Genomic DNA, 19746 nt, shown 5'->3' on the forward strand with positions numbered 1-19746 from the left:
ATGGAACAAAAAGCAGTTATTCTTGATGAACAAGCGATAAGACGAGCGCTTACCCGTATTGCGCATGAAATGATTGAGCGCAACAAAGGGATGAAGGATGTCATCCTGGCCGGGATCAAGACAAGAGGTATTCATCTTGCAAAGCGCCTTGCAGAGCGCATCGAGCAAATTGAAGGAAACCCCGTGACTGTGGGTGAACTGGATATTACGCTATACCGTGATGACCTGACAAAAAAGACAGAGAATCAAGACCCGCTTGTCAAGGGTGCAGACATTCCAGCTGACATTAATGACAAAACACTCATTGTCGTGGATGATGTGCTGTTCACAGGCAGAACGGTGAGAGCAGCAATGGATGCGCTTGTGGATGTAGGAAGACCATCTTCCATTCAGCTGGCTGTTCTAGTCGACCGGGGACACCGGGAGCTGCCGATTCGGGCAGATTATATCGGAAAAAACATCCCGACATCAAAAGCAGAGACAGTCATGGTTCAGCTTAATGAAGTAGATCAAAACGACCTTGTCGCTATATATGAAAAATAACCTTTTTAAATGCATTCCAGAGAGTTTGCAAAGAGGGCAATAACAAGAGACACCGAGCACACGGCTAAAGTGACGTGTACGGTTTTTCTAGGCCTCTTTGCGCATACTCGCAAAGAGGCTTTTTTAATGAAAAAGGACACATCTAGGAGGAAAATCATGAGTCAGCAAAAAGCCAATTTAGGCATTCGAGATATCCCAAAACCGTTCACATGGCTGTCACTCAGCCTGCAGCACTTGTTTGCCATGTTTGGTGCAACCATTCTTGTACCAAAGATCATTGATATGAGCCCAGCCGTTGCGCTCATCTCAAGCGGGGTTGGAACCATTGTGTACTTAATCATCACAAGAGGACAGATTCCGGCGTATCTTGGATCGTCCTTTGCCTTTATCGCCCCTATCTTGAATGTAAAAGCCACCGGCGGCCCTGGAGCCGCAATGGTAGGTGCCTTTATGGCGGGTGTGGCATATGCACTCATCGCATTATTTATCAAATGGCTCGGCACAGGCTGGTTAATGAAGCTTCTGCCGCCTGTCGTTGTAGGCCCCGTCATTATGGTCATCGGACTCGGACTCGCTGGAACAGCTGTTAACATGGCGATGTACGTGGATCCAAATGCAAAGGAGCTTGTTTACAGCCTTAAGCATTTAATGGTTGCAGGCTTCACGCTCGCTGTCACCATTATTAGTATGATCTTCCTAAGAGGATTCCTTAGCTTGATTCCAGTCTTAATCGGCATTATCAGCGGCTACCTTTTTGCTTTAACACAAGGCATTGTGAACTTCCAGCCGGTTATTGACGCAAAATGGTTTGCTGTACCAGACTTTGTTGTGCCATTTGTCGACTATACACCTGCTGTGACCTTAAGCATTCTCACAGTGATGGTGCCGGTTGCCTTTGTGACCATGTCTGAGCACATCGGCCATCAAGTCGTGTTAAGCAAGGTGGTCGGGCAGGATTTTATTAAAAAACCAGGTCTTCACCGCTCCATTTTAGGAGACAGTGCAGCGACGATCTTTGCATCACTCATTGGCGGACCTCCAACAACGACTTATGGAGAAAACATTGGCGTCCTTGCCATCACAAGAGTGTTCAGTATCTTCGTCATCGGCGGAGCAGCGGTGTTTGCGATCTGCTTCGGCTTTGTTGGGAAAATTTCAGCATTAATCAGTACAGTACCGTCCGCGGTTATGGGAGGCGTTTCGTTCCTGCTCTTTGGAATCATAGCTTCAAGCGGACTGCGAATCCTGATTGATCATAAAGTGAATTTTGAAGAAAAGCGCAATCTCATTATCGCATCAGTCATCTTAGTCATTGGTATTGGCGGGGCATTCATTGAGGTGAAACAAATCAATCTGACGCTGTCAGGAATGGCACTCGCTGCTATTACTGGCGTCCTGCTAAACCTGATTCTGCCGCATCAAAAGGCAGAAGATGATGAGTCAAATGAATCGAATACCGAAAACCTTTTAAAAGAAGTCCAGTGAGGCTGACAAGGGTTCTAAACGGAGCAGAACGTGCGAAAGCACCCCTGCTTCTTTTGGAGAACCCTAAGCTGCCGAGGCTTAGGGTTTTTTTGAACCTGAAAGTGATGAAAAACTAGAGGGGGCAGAAAAAATGAATGATTTATCGACAATGAGCAGCTTGTCAAAGGAAGAAATTTTACAGCTGATTGAAGAAGCATGTGCATTGAAAAAAGGGAAACAGGAACATGGTTTAGCAGGTGAATTTGTAGCGAACCTCTTCTTTGAACCAAGTACAAGAACGCGTTTTAGCTTTGAGGTGGCAGAGAAAAAACTTGGAATGAATGTGCTGAACCTAGACGCAGCAAGTACCTCTGTTCAAAAGGGAGAGACCCTTTACGATACAGTGAAAACACTTGAATCCATCGGAGTGAAGGCATGTGTCATCAGAGACAGTACAGACGAATATTACAAAGAGCTGATTGGGAAGGTCGGGATTCCAATCATTAATGCGGGAGATGGCTGCGGTCAGCACCCTACCCAATCATTGCTGGATTTGATGACGATCTTCGAAGAGTTTGGCGGTTTTGAAGGCTTAACCATCTCGATTCATGGTGATATCAAACATAGCAGGGTGGCAAGGTCCAATGCTGAAGTCCTCGCAAGACTAGGAGCGACAGTGCTCTTTTCAGGACCAGCTTCCTTCCAAGATGAACAAAATCCTCATGGAACGTATGTCGAGGTGGACGAAGCCATGAAGCGGTCTGACGTGGTGATGCTGCTGAGAATTCAGCATGAAAGACACTCAGAAAAGATGGGCAACGAGGGTTACTTATCGACTTATGGATTAACAGTAGACAGGGCAAGCAAAATGAAAGAAAGAGCGATTATTATGCATCCAGCACCAGTAAATAGAGGTGTTGAAATAGATGATTCATTAGTAGAGTCAAAACAGTCAAGGATTTTCAAACAAATGGAAAATGGTGTGTATATCCGAATGGCTGTGTTAAAAAGGGCTTTTCAAAATAGCAGACTACATCAAAAAGGGAGAGATTCTGTCTATGTCATATCTCATTAAAAACGGTTTTATCTTAACAAGCACAGGGGAAAGAGTGCAGCAGGATATTAGGGTAGAAGGAAAAGTGATTCAAGCAATGGGTCATTTAGAAAGAGAAGACGGAGAAGAAGTCATTGATGCAGCAGGGCTATTTGTATCACCAGGTTTGATTGATCTGCATGTGCATTTAAGAGAGCCAGGCGGCGAGAAAAAAGAAACCATTGAAACAGGTTCTAAGGCAGCAGCAAGAGGCGGGTATACGACCATTGCAGCGATGCCAAATACACGGCCAGTTCCAGATACAAAAGAACAAATGGAATGGCTGATGAATCGAATCAACGAGACCTCCTCTGTAAGAGTACTGCCATACGCTTCCATCACGACGAGACAAATTGGCGAAGAGATGACAGACTTTGCAGCGTTAAAAGAAGCGGGCGCATTTGCCTTTACGGATGACGGTGTTGGTATTCAAACCGCAGGCATGATGTACGAAGCAATGAAAAAGGCAGCAAGCCTTGATCAAGCCATAGTGGCGCACTGTGAAGATAACTCACTCATTTATGGAGGATGCGTTCATGAAGGAGACTTTTCAAAAGCAAATGGGTTAAACGGGATACCGTCAATTTGTGAATCGGTGCATATTGCAAGAGATGTCCTCTTAGCAGAAGCAGCGAATTGTCATTATCATGTATGCCATATCAGCACAAAGGAATCCGTCCGAGTGGTACGCGATGCAAAAAAAGCAGGCATTCGTGTGACAGCTGAGGTCTCGCCACATCACCTGCTCTTATGTGATGCAGACATTCCAGGTCTTGACACAAACTATAAAATGAATCCGCCGCTCAGAGGAGCAGAAGATCGCGAGGCACTGATCGAGGGGCTTTTAGATGGCACGATTGATTTTATCGCCACAGACCATGCACCGCATACAGAAGAAGAAAAGAACGAAACGATGCAGAGGGCACCTTTTGGGATTGTTGGACTTGAAACAGCGTTCCCGCTTCTGTACACACGTTTTGTGAAAACAGGGGAATGGACATTAAAAGAACTTGTTGATTATATGACCATCAAACCAGCAGAAGCCTTTGCTCTTCCATACGGAAAGCTGGAAGAAGGTCAAATCGCTGATATCACACTGATTGATTTAAACAAAGAAATGGCAATTGACAAAAAAAGCTTCTTATCTAAAGGACAAAATACACCGTTTGACAAATTGACTGTATCAGGATGGCCGGTCATGACACTTGCATCTGGGGAAGTCGTTTATGAAGAGGGGAGACTAGTAAAATGAAGAGACGCTTAGTGCTAGAAAACGGAACAGTATTCGAAGGAACAGGCTTTGGCAGCTTAGAACCGTCAGTCGGAGAAGTCGTCTTTAACACAGGGATGACAGGCTATCAAGAGATTTTGTCTGACCCGTCGTACTGCGGACAAATTGTCACACTCACTTACCCGCTGATCGGCAACTATGGCATTAACCGTGATGATTTTGAATCGATCACACCGTTTGTGAAAGGGCTGATCGTGAAAGAGCTTTGTGAAAAGCCTTCAAACTGGCGCTCTTCATACTCACTTGATGAGTATTTAAAAATGAAAAATATCCCGGGTCTTAGCGGCATTGATACACGCAAGCTCACGCGCATGATTCGAAGTGCAGGTACATTAAGAGGAGCTTTTGCAGGACCGGATGAACAAGTAGAAGACGTTGTAAGCCGCCTTCAAACGATGCAGCTACCAACAGATCAAGTAAGCCAAGTATCTGTGAAAAATGCGTATCCAAGCCCAGGAAGAGGAAAAAGAATTGTGCTTGTCGATTTCGGCATGAAGCATGGCATTTTGCGCGAACTCAATAAGCGAGATTGTGATGTCATTGTGGTGCCATACAATATCACGGCAGATGAAGTATTACAGTTAAAACCAGACGGCATCATGCTTTCAAACGGACCTGGGGATCCAGTCGATGTGCCAGAAGCGGTTGAAATGATTCAGCAGCTGATTGGAAAGGTACCACTCTTTGGTATCTGCTTGGGACACCAGTTATTCGCGCTTGCGTGCGGCGCAAGTACAGAAAAAATGAAATTTGGGCATAGAGGATCCAATCATCCAGTCAAAGAACTAGCAACTGGCAAGGTAACCTTGACGTCTCAAAACCATGGCTACACGGTTAGCGCCATTAATGAAGACGTGCTTGAAGTCACACATATTGCGCTAAATGACAATACCATTGAAGGATTAAAACATAAAGAAGCACCAGCATTCACTGTCCAGTATCACCCAGAAGCATCACCGGGTCCAGAAGATGCGAACTACTTATTCGACGAGTTCATGGACATGATTCATACAACTGAGAAAGAAGGGGAAGAAGTATGCCAAAACGCGTAGATATCAAAAAGATTTTAGTGATCGGTTCAGGTCCAATCATCATCGGTCAGGCAGCGGAGTTTGACTATGCAGGCACACAGGCTTGTTTAGCGCTAAAAGAAGAGGGCTATGAAGTCGTTCTTGTGAACTCTAACCCTGCGACGATCATGACAGATACGGAAATGGCCGACAAGGTATACATCGAACCACTGACACCAGAATTTTTAACACGAATCATTCGAAAAGAACGTCCTGATGCGATTCTGCCAACACTTGGCGGACAAACTGGATTGAACCTTGCTGTTGAATTATCAGATCTTGGTGTACTCGCTGAATGCGGTGTTGAAGTACTAGGCACAAAGCTGTCAGCTATTCAAAAAGCAGAGGACAGAGATTTATTCCGTAATCTAATGAATGAATTAAATGAACCTGTACCAGAAAGTGAAATCATCCATAACCTTGAAGAAGCGATGGCATTCACAGATCAAATCGGTTTCCCGGTCATTGTTAGACCAGCCTATACACTAGGCGGAACAGGCGGCGGAATTTGTACAAATGAGCAAGAATTAAAAGAAATCGTCGAGAATGGACTGAAGTTAAGTCCGGTGACACAATGTTTGCTTGAAAAAAGTATCGCAGGTTTTAAAGAAATTGAATATGAGGTTATGCGTGACAGCGGAGATCATGCCATTGTGGTTTGTAACATGGAAAACTTTGATCCTGTCGGCATCCACACAGGTGACAGTATCGTTGTGGCACCAAGTCAAACGCTAAGTGATCGTGAATATCAGCTGCTTCGTAATGTGTCACTCAAGCTGATTCGTGCACTTGGCATTGAAGGCGGATGTAACGTACAGCTGGCGATTGATCCAGACAGCTTCCAATACTATATTATCGAAGTAAACCCGCGCGTGAGCCGTTCTTCTGCTCTTGCGTCTAAAGCAACTGGATATCCAATTGCAAAACTTGCAGCGAAAATCGCAGTTGGCCTAACACTTGATGAAATGATGAACCCAGTCACAGGTAAAACATATGCAGCGTTCGAGCCAGCACTCGACTATATTGTTTCAAAAATCCCGCGCTGGCCGTTTGATAAGTTTGAATCTGCCAACAGACGACTTGGAACACAAATGAAAGCAACGGGTGAAGTCATGGCAATTGGCCGCACATTAGAAGAGTCTCTTTTAAAGGCTGTTCGTTCACTTGAAGCGGATGTGCATCACATTGAATTAAAAGACGAAGCGGACATTACAAACGAAGTGCTTGAAAAGCGGATTATCAAAGCAGGAGATGAGCGTCTGTTTTATATCGCTGAGGCACTAAGAAGAGGCTATACCGTCGAACAGATTCATGAATTCTCGAAAATTGATTACTTCTTCCTTCATAAACTGGAAGGCATCATCGCTTTTGAAAAGACACTAAAAGAAAACAAAGGCAATGTAGACGTTTTAAAAGAAGCGAAAGAAAAAGGTTTCTCAGATATTTATATTAGCCGCGAATGGAATATGAATGAGGCAGATGTCTACAACCTAAGAACAGAAGCAGGCATCGTTCCTGTGTATAAGATGGTGGACACATGTGCGGCAGAATTTGAATCAGAAACACCGTACTTCTACAGCACATATGAAGATGAAAATGAATCCGAACGAACAGATAAGAAAAGTGTCATCGTGCTAGGCTCAGGTCCAATCAGAATCGGACAAGGGGTTGAATTCGATTATGCGACCGTTCATTCAGTGTGGGCAATCAAACAAGCAGGCTATGAAGCCATTATTATTAACAACAACCCTGAAACCGTCTCAACAGACTTTAGTATTTCAGATAAGCTCTACTTTGAACCACTCACTGTAGAAGATGTGATGCACATCATCGACCTTGAACAACCAGAAGGTGTCGTCGTTCAGTTTGGCGGACAAACAGCGATTAACTTAGCAGATGAATTATCAAATAGAGGGGTTCAGATACTTGGAACATCGCTTGAAGACCTTGACCGTGCGGAAAACCGTGACAAGTTTGAACAAACATTAGAAACTCTCGGCGTGCCGCAGCCAAAAGGTAAGACAGCAACGTCTGTGCCAGAGGCAGTAGCGATTGCGAATCAAATCGGTTACCCCGTGCTTGTCCGTCCTTCCTATGTATTAGGCGGCCGTGCAATGGAAATTGTGTATCAAGAAGCTGAGCTCCTTCACTACATGGAGAATGCGGTGAAAGTCAATCCGCAGCACCCAGTGCTCATTGACAAGTATTTGACAGGAAAAGAAATTGAAGTAGATGCTGTGTCTGACGGAGAAACGGTTGTCATACCAGGCATTATGGAACACATTGAAAGAGCCGGCGTTCACTCTGGAGACTCGATTGCGGTCTACCCGCCGCAAACTTTGTCTGAGGACATCAAAGCGAAAATCGCAGAATACACGATTAAACTCGCAAAAGGCCTTAACATCATTGGACTTTTGAACATTCAATTTGTGCTATCAAAAGGTGAAGTGTATGTACTTGAAGTGAATCCGCGTTCAAGCCGGACTGTCCCATTCTTAAGTAAAATTACAGGCATTCCAATGGCGAACTTAGCTACAAAGGTTATTTTAGGAGAAAAACTGAAAAACTATGGCTACCAAGAAGGGCTTCATGTTGAGCAAGAAGGCGTATATGTGAAAGTTCCAGTCTTCTCTTTTGCAAAACTAAGAAGAGTAGATATTACACTAGGGCCTGAAATGAAATCAACAGGTGAAGTCATGGGGAAAGATGTCACAATCGAAAAAGCCCTCTACAAAGGATTGATTGCATCAGGCATTCAAATTCCAAAAGACGGAACGGTTCTCCTGACAGTGGCTGATAAAGATAAAGAAGAAGGACTTGAGATTGCAAGAAGATTCCATTCCATCGGCTATCATATTTTAGCAACAGAAGGAACAGCGAATTACTTAAAACAAGCTTCCATTCCATCAAGTGTTGTCGGCAAAATAGGAGAAGAAGGAAAGAATCTGCTGGATGTCATTCGAAATGGTGAAGCCCAATTTGTCATCAACACCTTAACAAAAGGAAAACAGCCGGCAAGAGACGGCTTTAGAATTAGACGTGAATCTGTTGAAAATGGTGTCGCTTGCTTAACGTCACTAGATACAGCAGAAGCGATTTTAAGAGTGCTAGAGAGCATGACATTTAGAGCAGATGAAATGCCAGAAGTGAAAACGAATGCTGAGGTGACAGTAACGATATGAAAAAAGCATACTTGACGGTCGTCTCAAACCGAGAGATCGCTGATCATATTTACGAAATGACATTAAAGGGTGATCTTGTTGAATCCTTTCAAACAGCTGGACAGTTTCTTCATATAAAGGTCAGTGAATCCATGACACCGCTGCTGAGAAGACCGATCAGTATTGCCAACATTCATGCCGAAAAGCAAGAAGCAACCATCATTTACCGCGCAGAGGGAGAGGGCACAAAGCTCCTTTCCCAAAAGCGGGCGGGAGAGTCAGTCGATGTGTTAGGACCGCTTGGAAACGGCTATGACCCTTCAGTCGTTCAGGCCGGACAGACTGCATTATTAGTCGGTGGAGGAATCGGTGTGCCTCCGTTATATGAACTGTCTAAGCGGTTAACGAAAAAAGGCGTCATCGTAAAACATGTTCTCGGTTTTCAATCGAAAAAGGATGTATTTTATGAGGAGAAGTTTCAAGCACTCGGAGATACGTTTATCGCAACCGTTGATGGGACATATGGTTCGAAAGGTTTCGTGACAAATGTCATTGAAGAGAATGAGCTGGACTTTGATGTCTTGCTTTCCTGTGGACCGACACCTATGTTAAAAGCACTAAAAGACTCTTATCCCGATAAGCCTGTCTATATTTCAATGGAAGAACGAATGGGCTGCGGAATCGGTGCATGCTTTGCTTGTGTCTGTCATACCGATCAGCACGAGAAACCGTACGTTAAAGTTTGTCTGGATGGACCTGTTTTTAAAGCGGAGGAGGTGGCGCTATCATGCTAAACATCGAATTACCCGGCTTATCTTTAAAAAATCCAATCATTCCTGCATCAGGCTGTTTTGGATTTGGAAAAGAATTCGCATCATTATATGACCTTTCCTTGCTGGGCGGCATCATGATTAAAGCCACGACCCTTGAACCGAGATTCGGCAACCCGACACCTAGGGTAGCTGAGACAGGAGCCGGTATGCTGAATGCGATTGGTCTCCAAAATCCAGGTCTAAAAGGCGTGCTTGAACATGAATTACCTTGGCTTGAGCAGTTCGATACCCCTATTATTGCCAATGTTGCTGGATCACAAGTTGATGATTATGTTGAAGTAGCAAAGCAAATTAGTCAAGCAAGCAATGTTCATGCCCTTGAACTGAATATCTCGTGTCCGAATGTGAAAACAGGCGGAATTGCCTTTGGGACCGATCCAGAAATGGCGGCTACATTGACAAAAGCCGTTAAGGAAGTTTCCTCCGTTCCTGTTTATGTGAAACTGTCACCTAATGTAGCCAATATCGTTGAGATTGCTAAAGCGATTGAATCGGCTGGAGCGGATGGACTCACCATGATCAATACCTTGATTGGGATGCGTTTAGATTTAAAAACAGGCAAACCCATTCTTGCCAATAAAACAGGTGGATTATCAGGTCCTGCTGTAAAACCTGTTGCCATCCGAATGGTGCATGAGGTCAGTCAGGCCGTTTCTATTCCGATTATTGGGATGGGCGGCGTGCAAAGCGCTGAAGATGTACTTGAATTTTTACTAGCTGGCGCAAGTGCGGTAGCTGTTGGGACAGCCAATTTTGTGAACCCATTTATTTGCCCGGAAATCATTGATGAACTGCCGAATGTGTTAGCGGCTTATGGGTATTCATCTGTAGAGGAATGCATCGGAAGGAGCTGGAAACATGAAGCACTTGCCCATCATCGCGCTTGATTTTCCATCAGGACAGGAGGCGCACGCCTTTATAGATCGTTTTGAAGGCACTCCATTATTCGTAAAGGTCGGCATGGAGCTGTTTTACCAAGAAGGTCCTGCCATTATTGACGCACTGAAAGAAAAAAATTGCCGTATTTTCCTTGATCTGAAGCTTCATGACATTCCAACAACTGTGCAAAAAGCGATGAACAGGCTTGCTGCACTTGGTGTTGATTTGGTGAATGTGCATGCAGCCGGCGGGAAAAGGATGATGCAGGCGGCTTTAGAGGGGCTTGAAAGCGGAACCCCTGCCGGCCAAAATCGCCCGGGTATTATTGCAGTGACCCAGCTGACAAGCACGTCAGAAGATATGATGAAAAAAGAATTACTAATTAACCGCCCGTTGCAAGAGGCTGTGCTTCATTATGGACAATTGGCATATGAAAGTGGACTTGATGGTGTGGTGTGCTCTGTTCATGAATCAAAACAGCTTCATGAACAAATCTCTCCTTCCTTTCTCACTGTGACGCCAGGAATTCGCTTACCAAATGATCAAACGGATGACCAAAAGCGTGTGGCGACACCTGCCTTTGCCAAAGAGCAGGGTGTTTCACAGATTGTTGTGGGAAGATCGATCACAAAAGCCACAAACCCAGTGGAAGCTTATCAACAAATTTTGAAAGAGTGGGAGTGACTGCCGGATGAAAACGAAAATCGCGAAGCATTTATTACAAATCAAAGCTGTCTCTTTAAAACCAGACGAACCATTTACATGGGCGAGCGGTATCAAATCACCGATTTACTGTGACAATCGCCTCACCTTGTCTTATCCTGAGGTCAGAGGAGACATTGCGGAAGGTTTAAAAGACTTGATTCTCACTCATTTTGAAGGAGCGGAAGTTGTCGCAGGTACAGCTACAGCTGGCATTCCTCATGCGGCATTAGCAGCTGATCGTCTGAACGTACCGATGTGTTATGTAAGAAGTAAACCAAAAGCACACGGAAAAGGAAATCAAATTGAAGGAGCCGTATCACCTGGACAAAAGGTGGTTGTCGTAGAAGACCTCATCTCAACTGGAGGCAGCGTTCTTGAAGTTGTGGCTGCTCTAGAAGAAGAAGGCTGTGACGTACTCGGAGTTGTTGCGATCTTCACTTATGGACTGCCAAAAGCAACTGCGGCTTTTCAAGAGAAAAACATTCCCTATGTCACGCTGACAGACTATGACACACTGACAGAAGTGGCACTTGAGCTAAAAGCAATTGAGCCCTCTGCTATGAATAAACTAAAACGCTGGAGACAGGATCCTTCGTCTGAATCTTGGATGGAAGAAACGGTCTAAAAAGCTTGTCCTTTTTTAAAAAAGCTGTGCTGCGCTGCACAGTTTTTTATTTGGTTAAAAATAGTAAAATAGACTCAAATTTAAATAAAAACTAATCCTATCAATAAAGTCGGGTTGACTTTTGTTTGAATTGTGTTAATATTTAATACAAATTAAAACTCTTATCCAGAGAGGTGGAGGGACTGGCCCGATGAAGCCCGGCAACCTGCGATTTGCAAGGTGCTACTTCCTGCAAAATGATTCTATTTTGAAAGATAAGGAAATCGTGAGCTTCCTCATCTTTCTTTCGGACTGAAAGAAAGTTTTTTTATTTTAACGGTGAGGAGGAAGAGGAGATGGAACTGAAACAAAACCAGGATGAGGACTTAGTGAAGCATATGCAAGAGCTGATTGGGGATATGAAATTCGGTTCAATTACGTTGATCGTTCAGGACGGTCAAGTGATTCAAGTGGAAAAAAATGAAAAAATCAGATTAAAGTAGTGCGGAGAATAGCAATAGAAGCAGTACTCCGGAAGGGGAGAAACAATGTTAACTTATGAAAATTGGCAAGAGCCGTCCATTACATTTCAAGAGGACGATTTGTATAAAGGGGCCCTATCTGTGCTGAAATGGGCGTACGGCCACTATGGTGATCAGCTCGTTTATGCATGCAGTTTTGGCATTGAGGGCATTGTCCTGATCGATCTTATTGCGAAAGTAAAAAAAGATGCAAGAATTGTCTTTTTAGATACAGGTCTGCATTTCAAGGAAACATACGACACCATTGATGCAGTTAGGGAAAGATATCCCGGGTTAGACATCGTGCTGAAAACACCTGAGCTGACGGTGGAAGAGCAGAATGAGCAGCATGGTGATAAATTATGGGAAACGAATCCTCAAAGCTGCTGCCATATGAGAAAGGTCATTCCGTTGCAAGAGGCACTATCTGGCTATCCGGCATGGCTGTCTGGTTTAAGAAGAGAGCAGTCGCCTAAACGAGCAGGTACGAACTTCTTAAATAAGGATGAAAAATTCCAATCAGTCAAAGTATGTCCGCTCATCCACTGGACGTGGAAGGACATATGGAGATATGCGTCTAGAGAGGATCTTACTTATAATCCGCTGCATGACCAAGGATATCCAAGCATCGGGTGTGCACCTTGTACACAGCCGGCATTTACTGCTGATGATTTGCGTTCTGGAAGATGGTCAGGGACAGCAAAGACTGAGTGCGGATTACATGAGTAAGGGAGTATAATGTATGGAAATCGCCGCAATTTTATTTAGCTTATTCTTTGCTTTAAATATTGGCGCAAGCGGAGCAGCCGCTTCGATGGGCATCGCATATGGTTCAGGTGCGATCAAAAAGCCAATATACGCGCTCAGCGTTTGTGCGGTTGGAATATTAGCAGGTTCAGTGATTGGCGGCGGTGAGGTCGTCAAAACGATCAGCTCCGGGATTATGCCGGAATCTGTCATCACACTTGAAATTGTGTGTATCATCATTGGCTCGGCCGCATTATCACTTTTCATAGCGAATCTCTTGGCCATTCCTTTATCCACAAGTGAGGTCACAGTAGGAGCTGTGGTCGGTGTGGCAGCCGCATATAAAGTGCTGTATGTGAAATCGATCTTAGTCATTGTCTCTTTTTGGGTGATTATTCCGATTGTTGCCTTTGTTTTTACCTTTGCTGTTGTCAAAATCATCAGATTGTTCCCTAAACGAACATTATCCAAAAAAGGTACATTGATCTTATCTGTTGTTTTGATTATCAGTGGGTTTTTAGAAGCATTTTCAGCCGGCATGAACAATGTCGCCAATGCGGTCGGCCCGCTTGTCGCGTCAGGTGTTTTATCAGTCGGGCAAGGAACCCTTTACGGCGGAATCTTTGTGGCCATTGGGGCGCTGCTTCTAGGAAGAAGGGTACTAGAAACAAACGGAAAGAAAATTACACGCTATCAAACGGGTGAAGGCATTCTATTATCGAGCACCGGTGCAGGACTTGTCATCGTCAGCTCTATATTCGGACTCCCTGTTCCCCTTACTCAAATTACCTCCTCGTCCATTATTGGGCTAGGTATGGCAAAGGGTGGACCGAACATTTTTCATAAACATGTTGTGAAAAAAATGCTGAAGGTATGGGTTGTGTCACCTTTCTTATCACTTAGTCTATCTTATTTGTTGGTAAGCCTTTTCTTAAAAGGAGACTATTACTCTATCTTTATCATGATGAGTGTACTGCTTGCTTCACTAGGTGCACTGAGTCTTATGAAGGCAGTTAAAAATGAGAGCAGCTCGATTCATGAACAGGGCGGCGGGATTTAAATATAAATCCGACTATTAACATCTAATAAATATGAACATTGAGAGGAAGATGAACAAATGAGTTTAACACCACATGGTGGCGTATTAATTAATCGAGTAAATGAAGAATTTGATCTAAGCACAGCTGCGAAAGAAATTGAGCTGGATGCCATCTCTTTTGCAGACCTTGAACTCATCGCAATTGGCGGGTATAGTCCAATTGAAGGGTTTTTAACGAAAGCTGATTATGAAGCAGTTGTCAGCAGTATGCGACTAGCGAGTGGTGTCGTTTGGTCTCTTCCGATTACTTTGCCTGTCACAAAGGAAAAAGCAGCGGAGATCAATCAAGGTGACATTGTTCGTCTATCGTATAATGGAACAGTATACGGGGTCATTGAGGTGGAAGATCAATACACACCTGATAAGGAAAAAGAAGCAGTGAATGTGTATAAAACAGATGACCGCAATCACCCAGGCGTGAAAAAATTATTTGAACGCGGTGACACGTATATTGGTGGTAAAATTACACTGACAAAACGCAGTGAAAAACCTTTCCCGCAATTTACGTATGAGCCAGAAGAAACAAGAAAACATTTTAAAGAAAACGGCTGGAAAACCATTGTCGGTTTCCAAACAAGAAACCCAGTCCATCGAGCGCATGAATACATTCAAAAGACAGCACTGGAAACAGTGGATGGTCTATTTTTAAATCCACTTGTTGGTGAAACAAAATCTGATGATATTCCAGCAGATGTCAGAATGAAAAGCTATCAAGTGTTACTGAACGGTTATTACCCGAAAGACCGCGTCTTTTTAGGTGTTTTTCCTGCTGCCATGCGTTATGCTGGACCAAAGGAAGCGATTTTTCATGCGCTTGTGCGTAAAAATTATGGCTGTACACATTTTATTGTCGGCAGAGATCATGCAGGTGTTGGTGATTATTACGGCACATACGAAGCGCAGGAGCTATTTGAACAATTTACAAGCGAAGAAATTGGGATCACACCATTAAAATTTGAGCACAGCTTTTACTGCAATACATGTGAAGCCATGGCAACACCAAAAACATGCCCACATGATAAAAGCGAACATGTCATTCTTTCAGGTACAAAGGTCAGAACGATGCTAAGAAATGGTGAATTACCACCGAGCACGTTCAGCCGAAAAGAAGTCATTGAAACATTAATCGAAGGATTAAAAACGACGGTATCTTAAAGGAGGATATGACATGAGCAACGAACATATCGTGTGGCATGATTCATCTATTACTAAAAAAGAATATCAACAGAAAAACAACCATACAAGCGGGATCATTTGGCTGACAGGTCTAAGCGGTTCAGGTAAATCGACGATCGCCAACGCAGCGGCTCGAGAGCTGTTTGAACAGGGGTACCAAGTGACAGTCCTTGACGGCGATAACGTACGTCATGGACTCAATAAAGACTTAGGCTTTTCAGATGACGACAGAAAAGAGAACATTCGGCGCATCGGTGAAGTGGCGAAATTATTTGTTGAGCAAGGAACGATTGTCATTACTGCTTTTATTTCACCATTTCAAGAAGACCGCCAAATCGTAAGACAGTTAGTCGAAGACGGAGAATTTCACGAAGTGTTTGTGAAATGTGATCTGAACGTGTGTGAAGAGCGTGATCCAAAGGGATTATATAAAAAAGCAAGAAACGGCGAAATTCCATTTTTCACGGGAATCGATTCACCATACGAAGAGCCAGCTGCGCCTGAGCTCGTCCTAGATACAGGTGAATTATCACGCGAGGAGTCAAAACAGCGCCTTGTTGATTATGTAAAGGATAAAACGAAATAATCGCCTGATGGCAGGGGGAGAAAGCAAGATGGGGAAAGTATACATTGTTGGTGCCGGACCGGGTGACCCAGACTTAATTACGCTAAAGGCCCATAAGGCAATACAGCAGGCAGATGTCATTTTATATGATCGTCTTGTCAATCAAGAGATTCTTGCCCATGCCAAACCGGAGGCGGAGTTGATCTATTGCGGCAAACTGCCAAATCATCATACGATGAGACAGGAAGCGATTAATGAAGCGCTTGTTGCTTATGCGAAGGAAGGGAACATAGTCGTTCGTCTAAAAGGCGGTGATCCCTTTGTATTTGGCCGTGGCGGTGAAGAAATCGAATGCTTAGCTGAGCATGGTATTCCGTATGAAGTTGTCCCGGGGATTACTTCTGGCATTGCAGCCGCTGCTTATGCAGGCATTCCAGTCACGCACCGAGAATTCAGCTCAAATATTGCGTTTGTGACAGGGCATTATCAAAAGGATGAACATTTTGAAGAAAAGTGGGAAGCGCTGGCGACGGGGATTGATACCCTTGTCATTTACATGGGCGTCAAAAACGTGGAAAGAGTTCAGCGGCTGCTTTTGAAAAATGGGCGGAATCCTGAAACCCCAGCTGCGTTTATTCACTGGGGAACGACCACAAGGCAAAAGACGACTTGCTGCACGGTGGCGACACTATCTGAAACGGTTGAAAAAGAAGGGATCGAGCACCCAAGTTTAATCGTGGTAGGAGATGTCGTTCACTTTCATCAAAAGTTGAACTGGTTTGAACCAGCACTGATTGAGAAATGAGAACAAAGGTGAAAAGACACGTGTGGACATCGTGTCTTTTCGTCTGAATAAAACTAAGGTCGCAAGGAGGAGTCAAATGAAACAAGCTGTCCTTTATGTTGGGCATGGAAGCAGGGTAAAAGAAGCACAGGATAAAGCCATTTCTTTTATGAAAAGCTGTATGCCGTTAGTGGAAGCAGATATCCAAGAAATTTGTTTTTTAGAGTTGACGGACCCTTCAATCGAAGAAGGGTTTGAGACTTGTGTACAAAAAGGAGCAACCCACATTGCGATCGTCCCGCTCCTCCTTTTAACTGCCATGCATGCCAAATCAGATATTCCAGATGAGATTGTGAAAGTACAAAAACGTTTCCCACAAGTGAAGGTGACATATGGAAGACCTATAGGCGTGAACCAAGAAGTCACGAAAGCGGTTATCGCAAGGATTGAAGAAGCAGGATACAAGGGAGAGCACGCAAAAATTCTCTTAATTGGCCGTGGAAGCTCTGATCCAGATGTAAAACGGGATGTGTTTGGCATTGCAGATGATGTCCGAAGTTTGTTGCCTTGTGCAGAAGTTTTTCCGTGTTTTATTACAGCGTGTGAACCGAATTATCGTGACGTCTTAGCACAGTTAACAGTAGATGACGATACGCCTGTCTATCTCGTGCCTTATCTTTTATTTACCGGCATTTTAATGAAAGAGATTGAGAGTGAAGCGAATCAGGCGAGAGAGCGGTTGCGAGATGTCCGTGTCTGCCGATATATTGGGTTTCATCCCCATGTAAAAGCAGCTTATATTGAACGTGTGCAGGAAACCATCTTAAACAAAGAGGATGCGTTTCGTTTTCAAGGAGAAAGCCATGCTTCCAGTTCATCTTGATCTAACCAATAAACACGTGCTGATTGCCGGCGGTGGAAGGGTTGCGGCTAGAAGGACGAGTGCGCTATGCATGGAGCCATGCAGCATAACCATTGTGAGCCCTGACATTTGTGCTGAAATGGCGAATCTCATTGAGACATATCAGCTGACTTGGAAGAAAAAGAAAGTGGATGCGGAAGATGTAAAGGATGCATTTTTGATTGTCGCTGCTACAGACGATCCTTCAGTAAACGAGTGGATGACGCAATCAGCGCTTCCTCATCAGCTCGTCAACTGTGTGAGCCAGTCAGAGCTTGGCAATGTGATTGTGCCAAAGGTTGTGAGGGCAGGAAAAGTGACAATCTCTGTATCTACGAGTGGTGCAAGCCCAGCCCGCACTAAACAGCTGACTGAGGCCATTGAGACCTTGCTTGAACAAGAGGATGTAGATGCACTCGATGAGCTCTATATAGAAAGAAAAAAACGACAAAGAAAAAGCCGATAAAATCTCATCTAAAGATTTAATCGGCTCTTTTTTATTTTCTCAGCTTTAGGACAACATCCTCATCAGGCGTTACAAATAATGTTTGCTGCTGATCATACGTGACAAAGCCCGGTTTTGCTCCGTTTGGTTTTTTCACATGCCGGATTTTCGTATAATCGACAGGGACGGAGCTTGATTCTTTTGCCTTCGAGAAGTAGGCAGCAATTTGTGCCGCTTCAAGTAAGGTTTGTTCATCAGGCGCTTTGTGACGAATGACGACATGTGATCCAGGAATATCCTTTGTGTGTAGCCAAATGTCATCACGAGCTGCCGCCTTTGTGGTCAAATATTCGTTTTGCTTGTTGTTTTTTCCAATGAGAATCGGAACACCTTGAGAGGATTCATATGCTTCAAGCTGAATGGCCGATGGTTTTTTCTTTTTGGCATTGCGTTTTTGTTTGGGACGCAAATATTTTCCTTCCACCAGTTCTTCTCTTATTTCCTCTAAATCTTTTGGTGAGGCAGAGGACAGCTGCTGGATCAGCTCGTCAAAATAAACAATTTCTTCATGCGTTCGCTTGATTTGTTCATTTACGGCCTCTACTGCATTTTTTGCCTTTTGGTATTTTGTAAAATACGCTTGCGCATTTTCAGAAGGGGTTTTGTTTGTTTTGAGCGGGATCGTGATCTCTCCGCCATCTTCATCATAATAATTGATAACTGTCGCTTCTTTATCCCCTTTTTTAATCGCATATATATTGGCAGTAAGCAATTCACCATAAAGCTGGTACTTGTGCGCATTTTGAGATTCTTCAAGTGTTCTTGTTAGTTTTTTCAGCTTGTTTTCATTTTTCTTTTTTTCATTCGCAACAAAACGTTCAAGGTCAGCCGCCTGCTGTTTGACTCTGTCTCTTTCAGCTTTTCCGAAATAAAAGCGGTCAAGTAGCTCACTAAGAGAATCAAACGTCTTCATGTCACCATCGACGTGCTGAAGTTCTAATAAATAAAAATACTCTTTCCCATCTTTTCTCGTGAGCTGAGGGGTAAAAGAATGCGCCTGAATGAGCTGGAACATCTCGAGCAATGTACTTGGAATCGTTTCCTGATTGGCAAGACCGGCCCTGTGGACAGCTTCCTTAGCAAACAGCGGAGAAACCCCGGAGAATGTATCGACAATTTGATTGGCGATTTTCCCTTCTTGAAAACGTAAATGCTTTAAAATATCTTCCTTTGTCACGTCAAAAGGATTCAGCTTTTGCTGTGCCGGCGGCAGAAGATATTGATGTCCGGGCAGCACCGTTCGATAGCTGTTCACAGATGGAGAAAGATGTTTCAGTCCGTCAATGATCTGCTCCGTTTCGTCCTCCACGAGAATTAAGTTGCTGTGCCTGCCCATAATTTCAATATACAGCTTACGGGTTTGTTCATCGCCAATTTCATTTCGGCTTCGCACGTGCAGCACGATCACCCGATCTAACCCAATTTGTTCAAAACGTTCAATGAACCCACCCTCAAGATGTTTTCTGAGAAGCATACAAAACATTGGCGGTTCGCTCGGATTATCATCATGGTGCTCAGTGAGCTGTACTCTTGCATAGCTCGGGTGAGCGGATAAAAGCAGCTTATGATTCTTCCCCTTTGACCGGATATGAAAAATCAGCTCATGCTTGTATGGCTGATGTATTTTCGAAATTCTTCCGCCAGTTAATGTTTCTTGCAATTCATTAGTCATACCGTATGTAAAAATGCCGTCAAATGACATGTTGGATACACCCTCTTCTTTCACACAAATCTACTGAAAGAACCTTACGTTTTCTCGTTCTTTAGGCAGTCTTATTATTATAGCATGATTTAGGACGAGTCTG

The 19746-nt window shown here is 43.9% G+C and carries 19 protein-coding genes and 1 riboswitch; of the genes, 18 read left to right on the forward strand and 1 reads right to left on the reverse strand.

Annotated elements, in window-relative coordinates:
* The 18 genes from pyrR (at nucleotide 1) to ASG46_RS12175 (ending at nucleotide 17902) form a co-directional block, all read left to right on the forward strand.
* A complete protein-coding gene (gene pyrR / locus ASG46_RS12095) occupies nucleotides 1–543 on the forward strand; it encodes a bifunctional pyr operon transcriptional regulator/uracil phosphoribosyltransferase PyrR (RefSeq protein WP_007499718.1) in 543 nt (180 codons plus the stop codon).
* Between the two features lie 156 nt (nucleotides 544–699).
* Complete coding sequence (locus ASG46_RS12100; RefSeq protein WP_045034243.1) at nucleotides 700–2028, forward strand: uracil-xanthine permease family protein; 1329 nt, start codon at nucleotides 700–702, stop codon at nucleotides 2026–2028.
* Nucleotides 2029–2158: 130 nt separating this feature from the next.
* Nucleotides 2159–3082 carry an aspartate carbamoyltransferase catalytic subunit gene (locus ASG46_RS12105; protein ID WP_017367206.1) on the forward strand — a complete coding sequence of 308 codons (924 nt, stop codon included), beginning with the start codon at nucleotides 2159–2161 and terminating at the stop codon, nucleotides 3080–3082.
* Complete coding sequence (locus tag ASG46_RS12110; RefSeq protein WP_035700692.1) at nucleotides 3066–4352, forward strand: dihydroorotase; 1287 nt, start codon at nucleotides 3066–3068, stop codon at nucleotides 4350–4352. The genes ASG46_RS12105 and ASG46_RS12110 overlap by 17 nt, the downstream gene beginning before the upstream one ends.
* Nucleotides 4349–5443, forward strand: a complete 1095-nt coding sequence (locus tag ASG46_RS12115) for a carbamoyl phosphate synthase small subunit (protein ID WP_019743288.1) — start codon at nucleotides 4349–4351, stop codon at nucleotides 5441–5443. Before ASG46_RS12110 ends, ASG46_RS12115 begins: the two co-directional genes overlap by 4 nt.
* On the forward strand, nucleotides 5428–8643 hold the full coding sequence (carB, locus tag ASG46_RS12120; protein WP_035700695.1) for a carbamoyl-phosphate synthase (glutamine-hydrolyzing) large subunit: 3216 nt from the start codon (nucleotides 5428–5430) through the stop codon (nucleotides 8641–8643). Before ASG46_RS12115 ends, carB begins: the two co-directional genes overlap by 16 nt.
* Nucleotides 8640–9416: a dihydroorotate dehydrogenase electron transfer subunit gene (locus tag ASG46_RS12125; RefSeq protein ID WP_007499709.1), complete on the forward strand. Its 777-nt coding sequence runs from the start codon at nucleotides 8640–8642 to the stop codon at nucleotides 9414–9416. Before carB ends, ASG46_RS12125 begins: the two co-directional genes overlap by 4 nt.
* Entirely contained in the window at nucleotides 9410–10342 is a 933-nt protein-coding gene (locus ASG46_RS12130; protein WP_017359348.1) for a dihydroorotate dehydrogenase, read from the forward strand. The genes ASG46_RS12125 and ASG46_RS12130 overlap by 7 nt, the downstream gene beginning before the upstream one ends.
* On the forward strand, nucleotides 10314–11018 hold the full coding sequence (pyrF, locus tag ASG46_RS12135) for an orotidine-5'-phosphate decarboxylase (RefSeq protein ID WP_007499705.1): 705 nt from the start codon (nucleotides 10314–10316) through the stop codon (nucleotides 11016–11018). Before ASG46_RS12130 ends, pyrF begins: the two co-directional genes overlap by 29 nt.
* Nucleotides 11019–11025: 7 nt before the next feature.
* Nucleotides 11026–11664, forward strand: a complete 639-nt coding sequence (gene pyrE / locus ASG46_RS12140) for an orotate phosphoribosyltransferase (RefSeq protein ID WP_035700698.1) — start codon at nucleotides 11026–11028, stop codon at nucleotides 11662–11664.
* Between the two features lie 158 nt (nucleotides 11665–11822).
* Nucleotides 11823–11925: riboswitch (SAM riboswitch) on the forward strand.
* 74 nt (nucleotides 11926–11999) lie between these two features.
* The gene (locus ASG46_RS20605) at nucleotides 12000–12146 is read left to right on the forward strand and encodes a YezD family protein (protein WP_008344920.1); all 147 of its coding nucleotides are present in this window, start codon (nucleotides 12000–12002) and stop codon (nucleotides 12144–12146) included.
* Nucleotides 12147–12191: 45 nt separating this feature from the next.
* A complete protein-coding gene (locus tag ASG46_RS12145) occupies nucleotides 12192–12893 on the forward strand; it encodes a phosphoadenylyl-sulfate reductase (protein WP_007499702.1) in 702 nt (233 codons plus the stop codon).
* 13 nt (nucleotides 12894–12906) lie between these two features.
* Nucleotides 12907–13971, forward strand: a complete 1065-nt coding sequence (locus ASG46_RS12150) for an inorganic phosphate transporter (RefSeq protein ID WP_008344915.1) — start codon at nucleotides 12907–12909, stop codon at nucleotides 13969–13971.
* A gap of 57 nt (nucleotides 13972–14028) precedes the next feature.
* Nucleotides 14029–15165 (forward strand): sulfate adenylyltransferase, encoded by a 1137-nt coding sequence (gene sat / locus ASG46_RS12155; protein ID WP_008344912.1) that lies wholly within the window; start codon nucleotides 14029–14031, stop codon nucleotides 15163–15165.
* Nucleotides 15166–15178: 13 nt separating this feature from the next.
* Entirely contained in the window at nucleotides 15179–15772 is a 594-nt protein-coding gene (gene cysC, locus ASG46_RS12160) for an adenylyl-sulfate kinase (protein WP_008344911.1), read from the forward strand.
* 28 nt (nucleotides 15773–15800) lie between these two features.
* The gene (gene cobA, locus ASG46_RS12165) at nucleotides 15801–16556 is read left to right on the forward strand and encodes a uroporphyrinogen-III C-methyltransferase (protein WP_056704711.1); all 756 of its coding nucleotides are present in this window, start codon (nucleotides 15801–15803) and stop codon (nucleotides 16554–16556) included.
* 76 nt (nucleotides 16557–16632) lie between these two features.
* Nucleotides 16633–17418: a sirohydrochlorin chelatase gene (locus tag ASG46_RS12170; protein ID WP_017359344.1), complete on the forward strand. Its 786-nt coding sequence runs from the start codon at nucleotides 16633–16635 to the stop codon at nucleotides 17416–17418.
* Nucleotides 17399–17902: a precorrin-2 dehydrogenase/sirohydrochlorin ferrochelatase family protein gene (locus tag ASG46_RS12175; protein ID WP_017359343.1), complete on the forward strand. Its 504-nt coding sequence runs from the start codon at nucleotides 17399–17401 to the stop codon at nucleotides 17900–17902. Before ASG46_RS12170 ends, ASG46_RS12175 begins: the two co-directional genes overlap by 20 nt.
* Nucleotides 17903–17933: 31 nt before the next feature.
* Here ASG46_RS12175 and ASG46_RS12180 read toward each other — a convergent pair whose 3' ends face one another.
* Nucleotides 17934–19643: an Rqc2 family fibronectin-binding protein gene (locus ASG46_RS12180; RefSeq protein WP_056704713.1), complete on the reverse strand. Its 1710-nt coding sequence runs from the start codon at nucleotides 19641–19643 to the stop codon at nucleotides 17934–17936.
* Between the last annotated feature and the right edge of the window lie 103 nt (nucleotides 19644–19746).

It is taken from the genome of Bacillus sp. Leaf49 (assembly GCF_001426125.1).
Taxonomy (GTDB): Bacteria; Bacillota; Bacilli; order Bacillales; family Bacillaceae; genus Bacillus; species Bacillus altitudinis.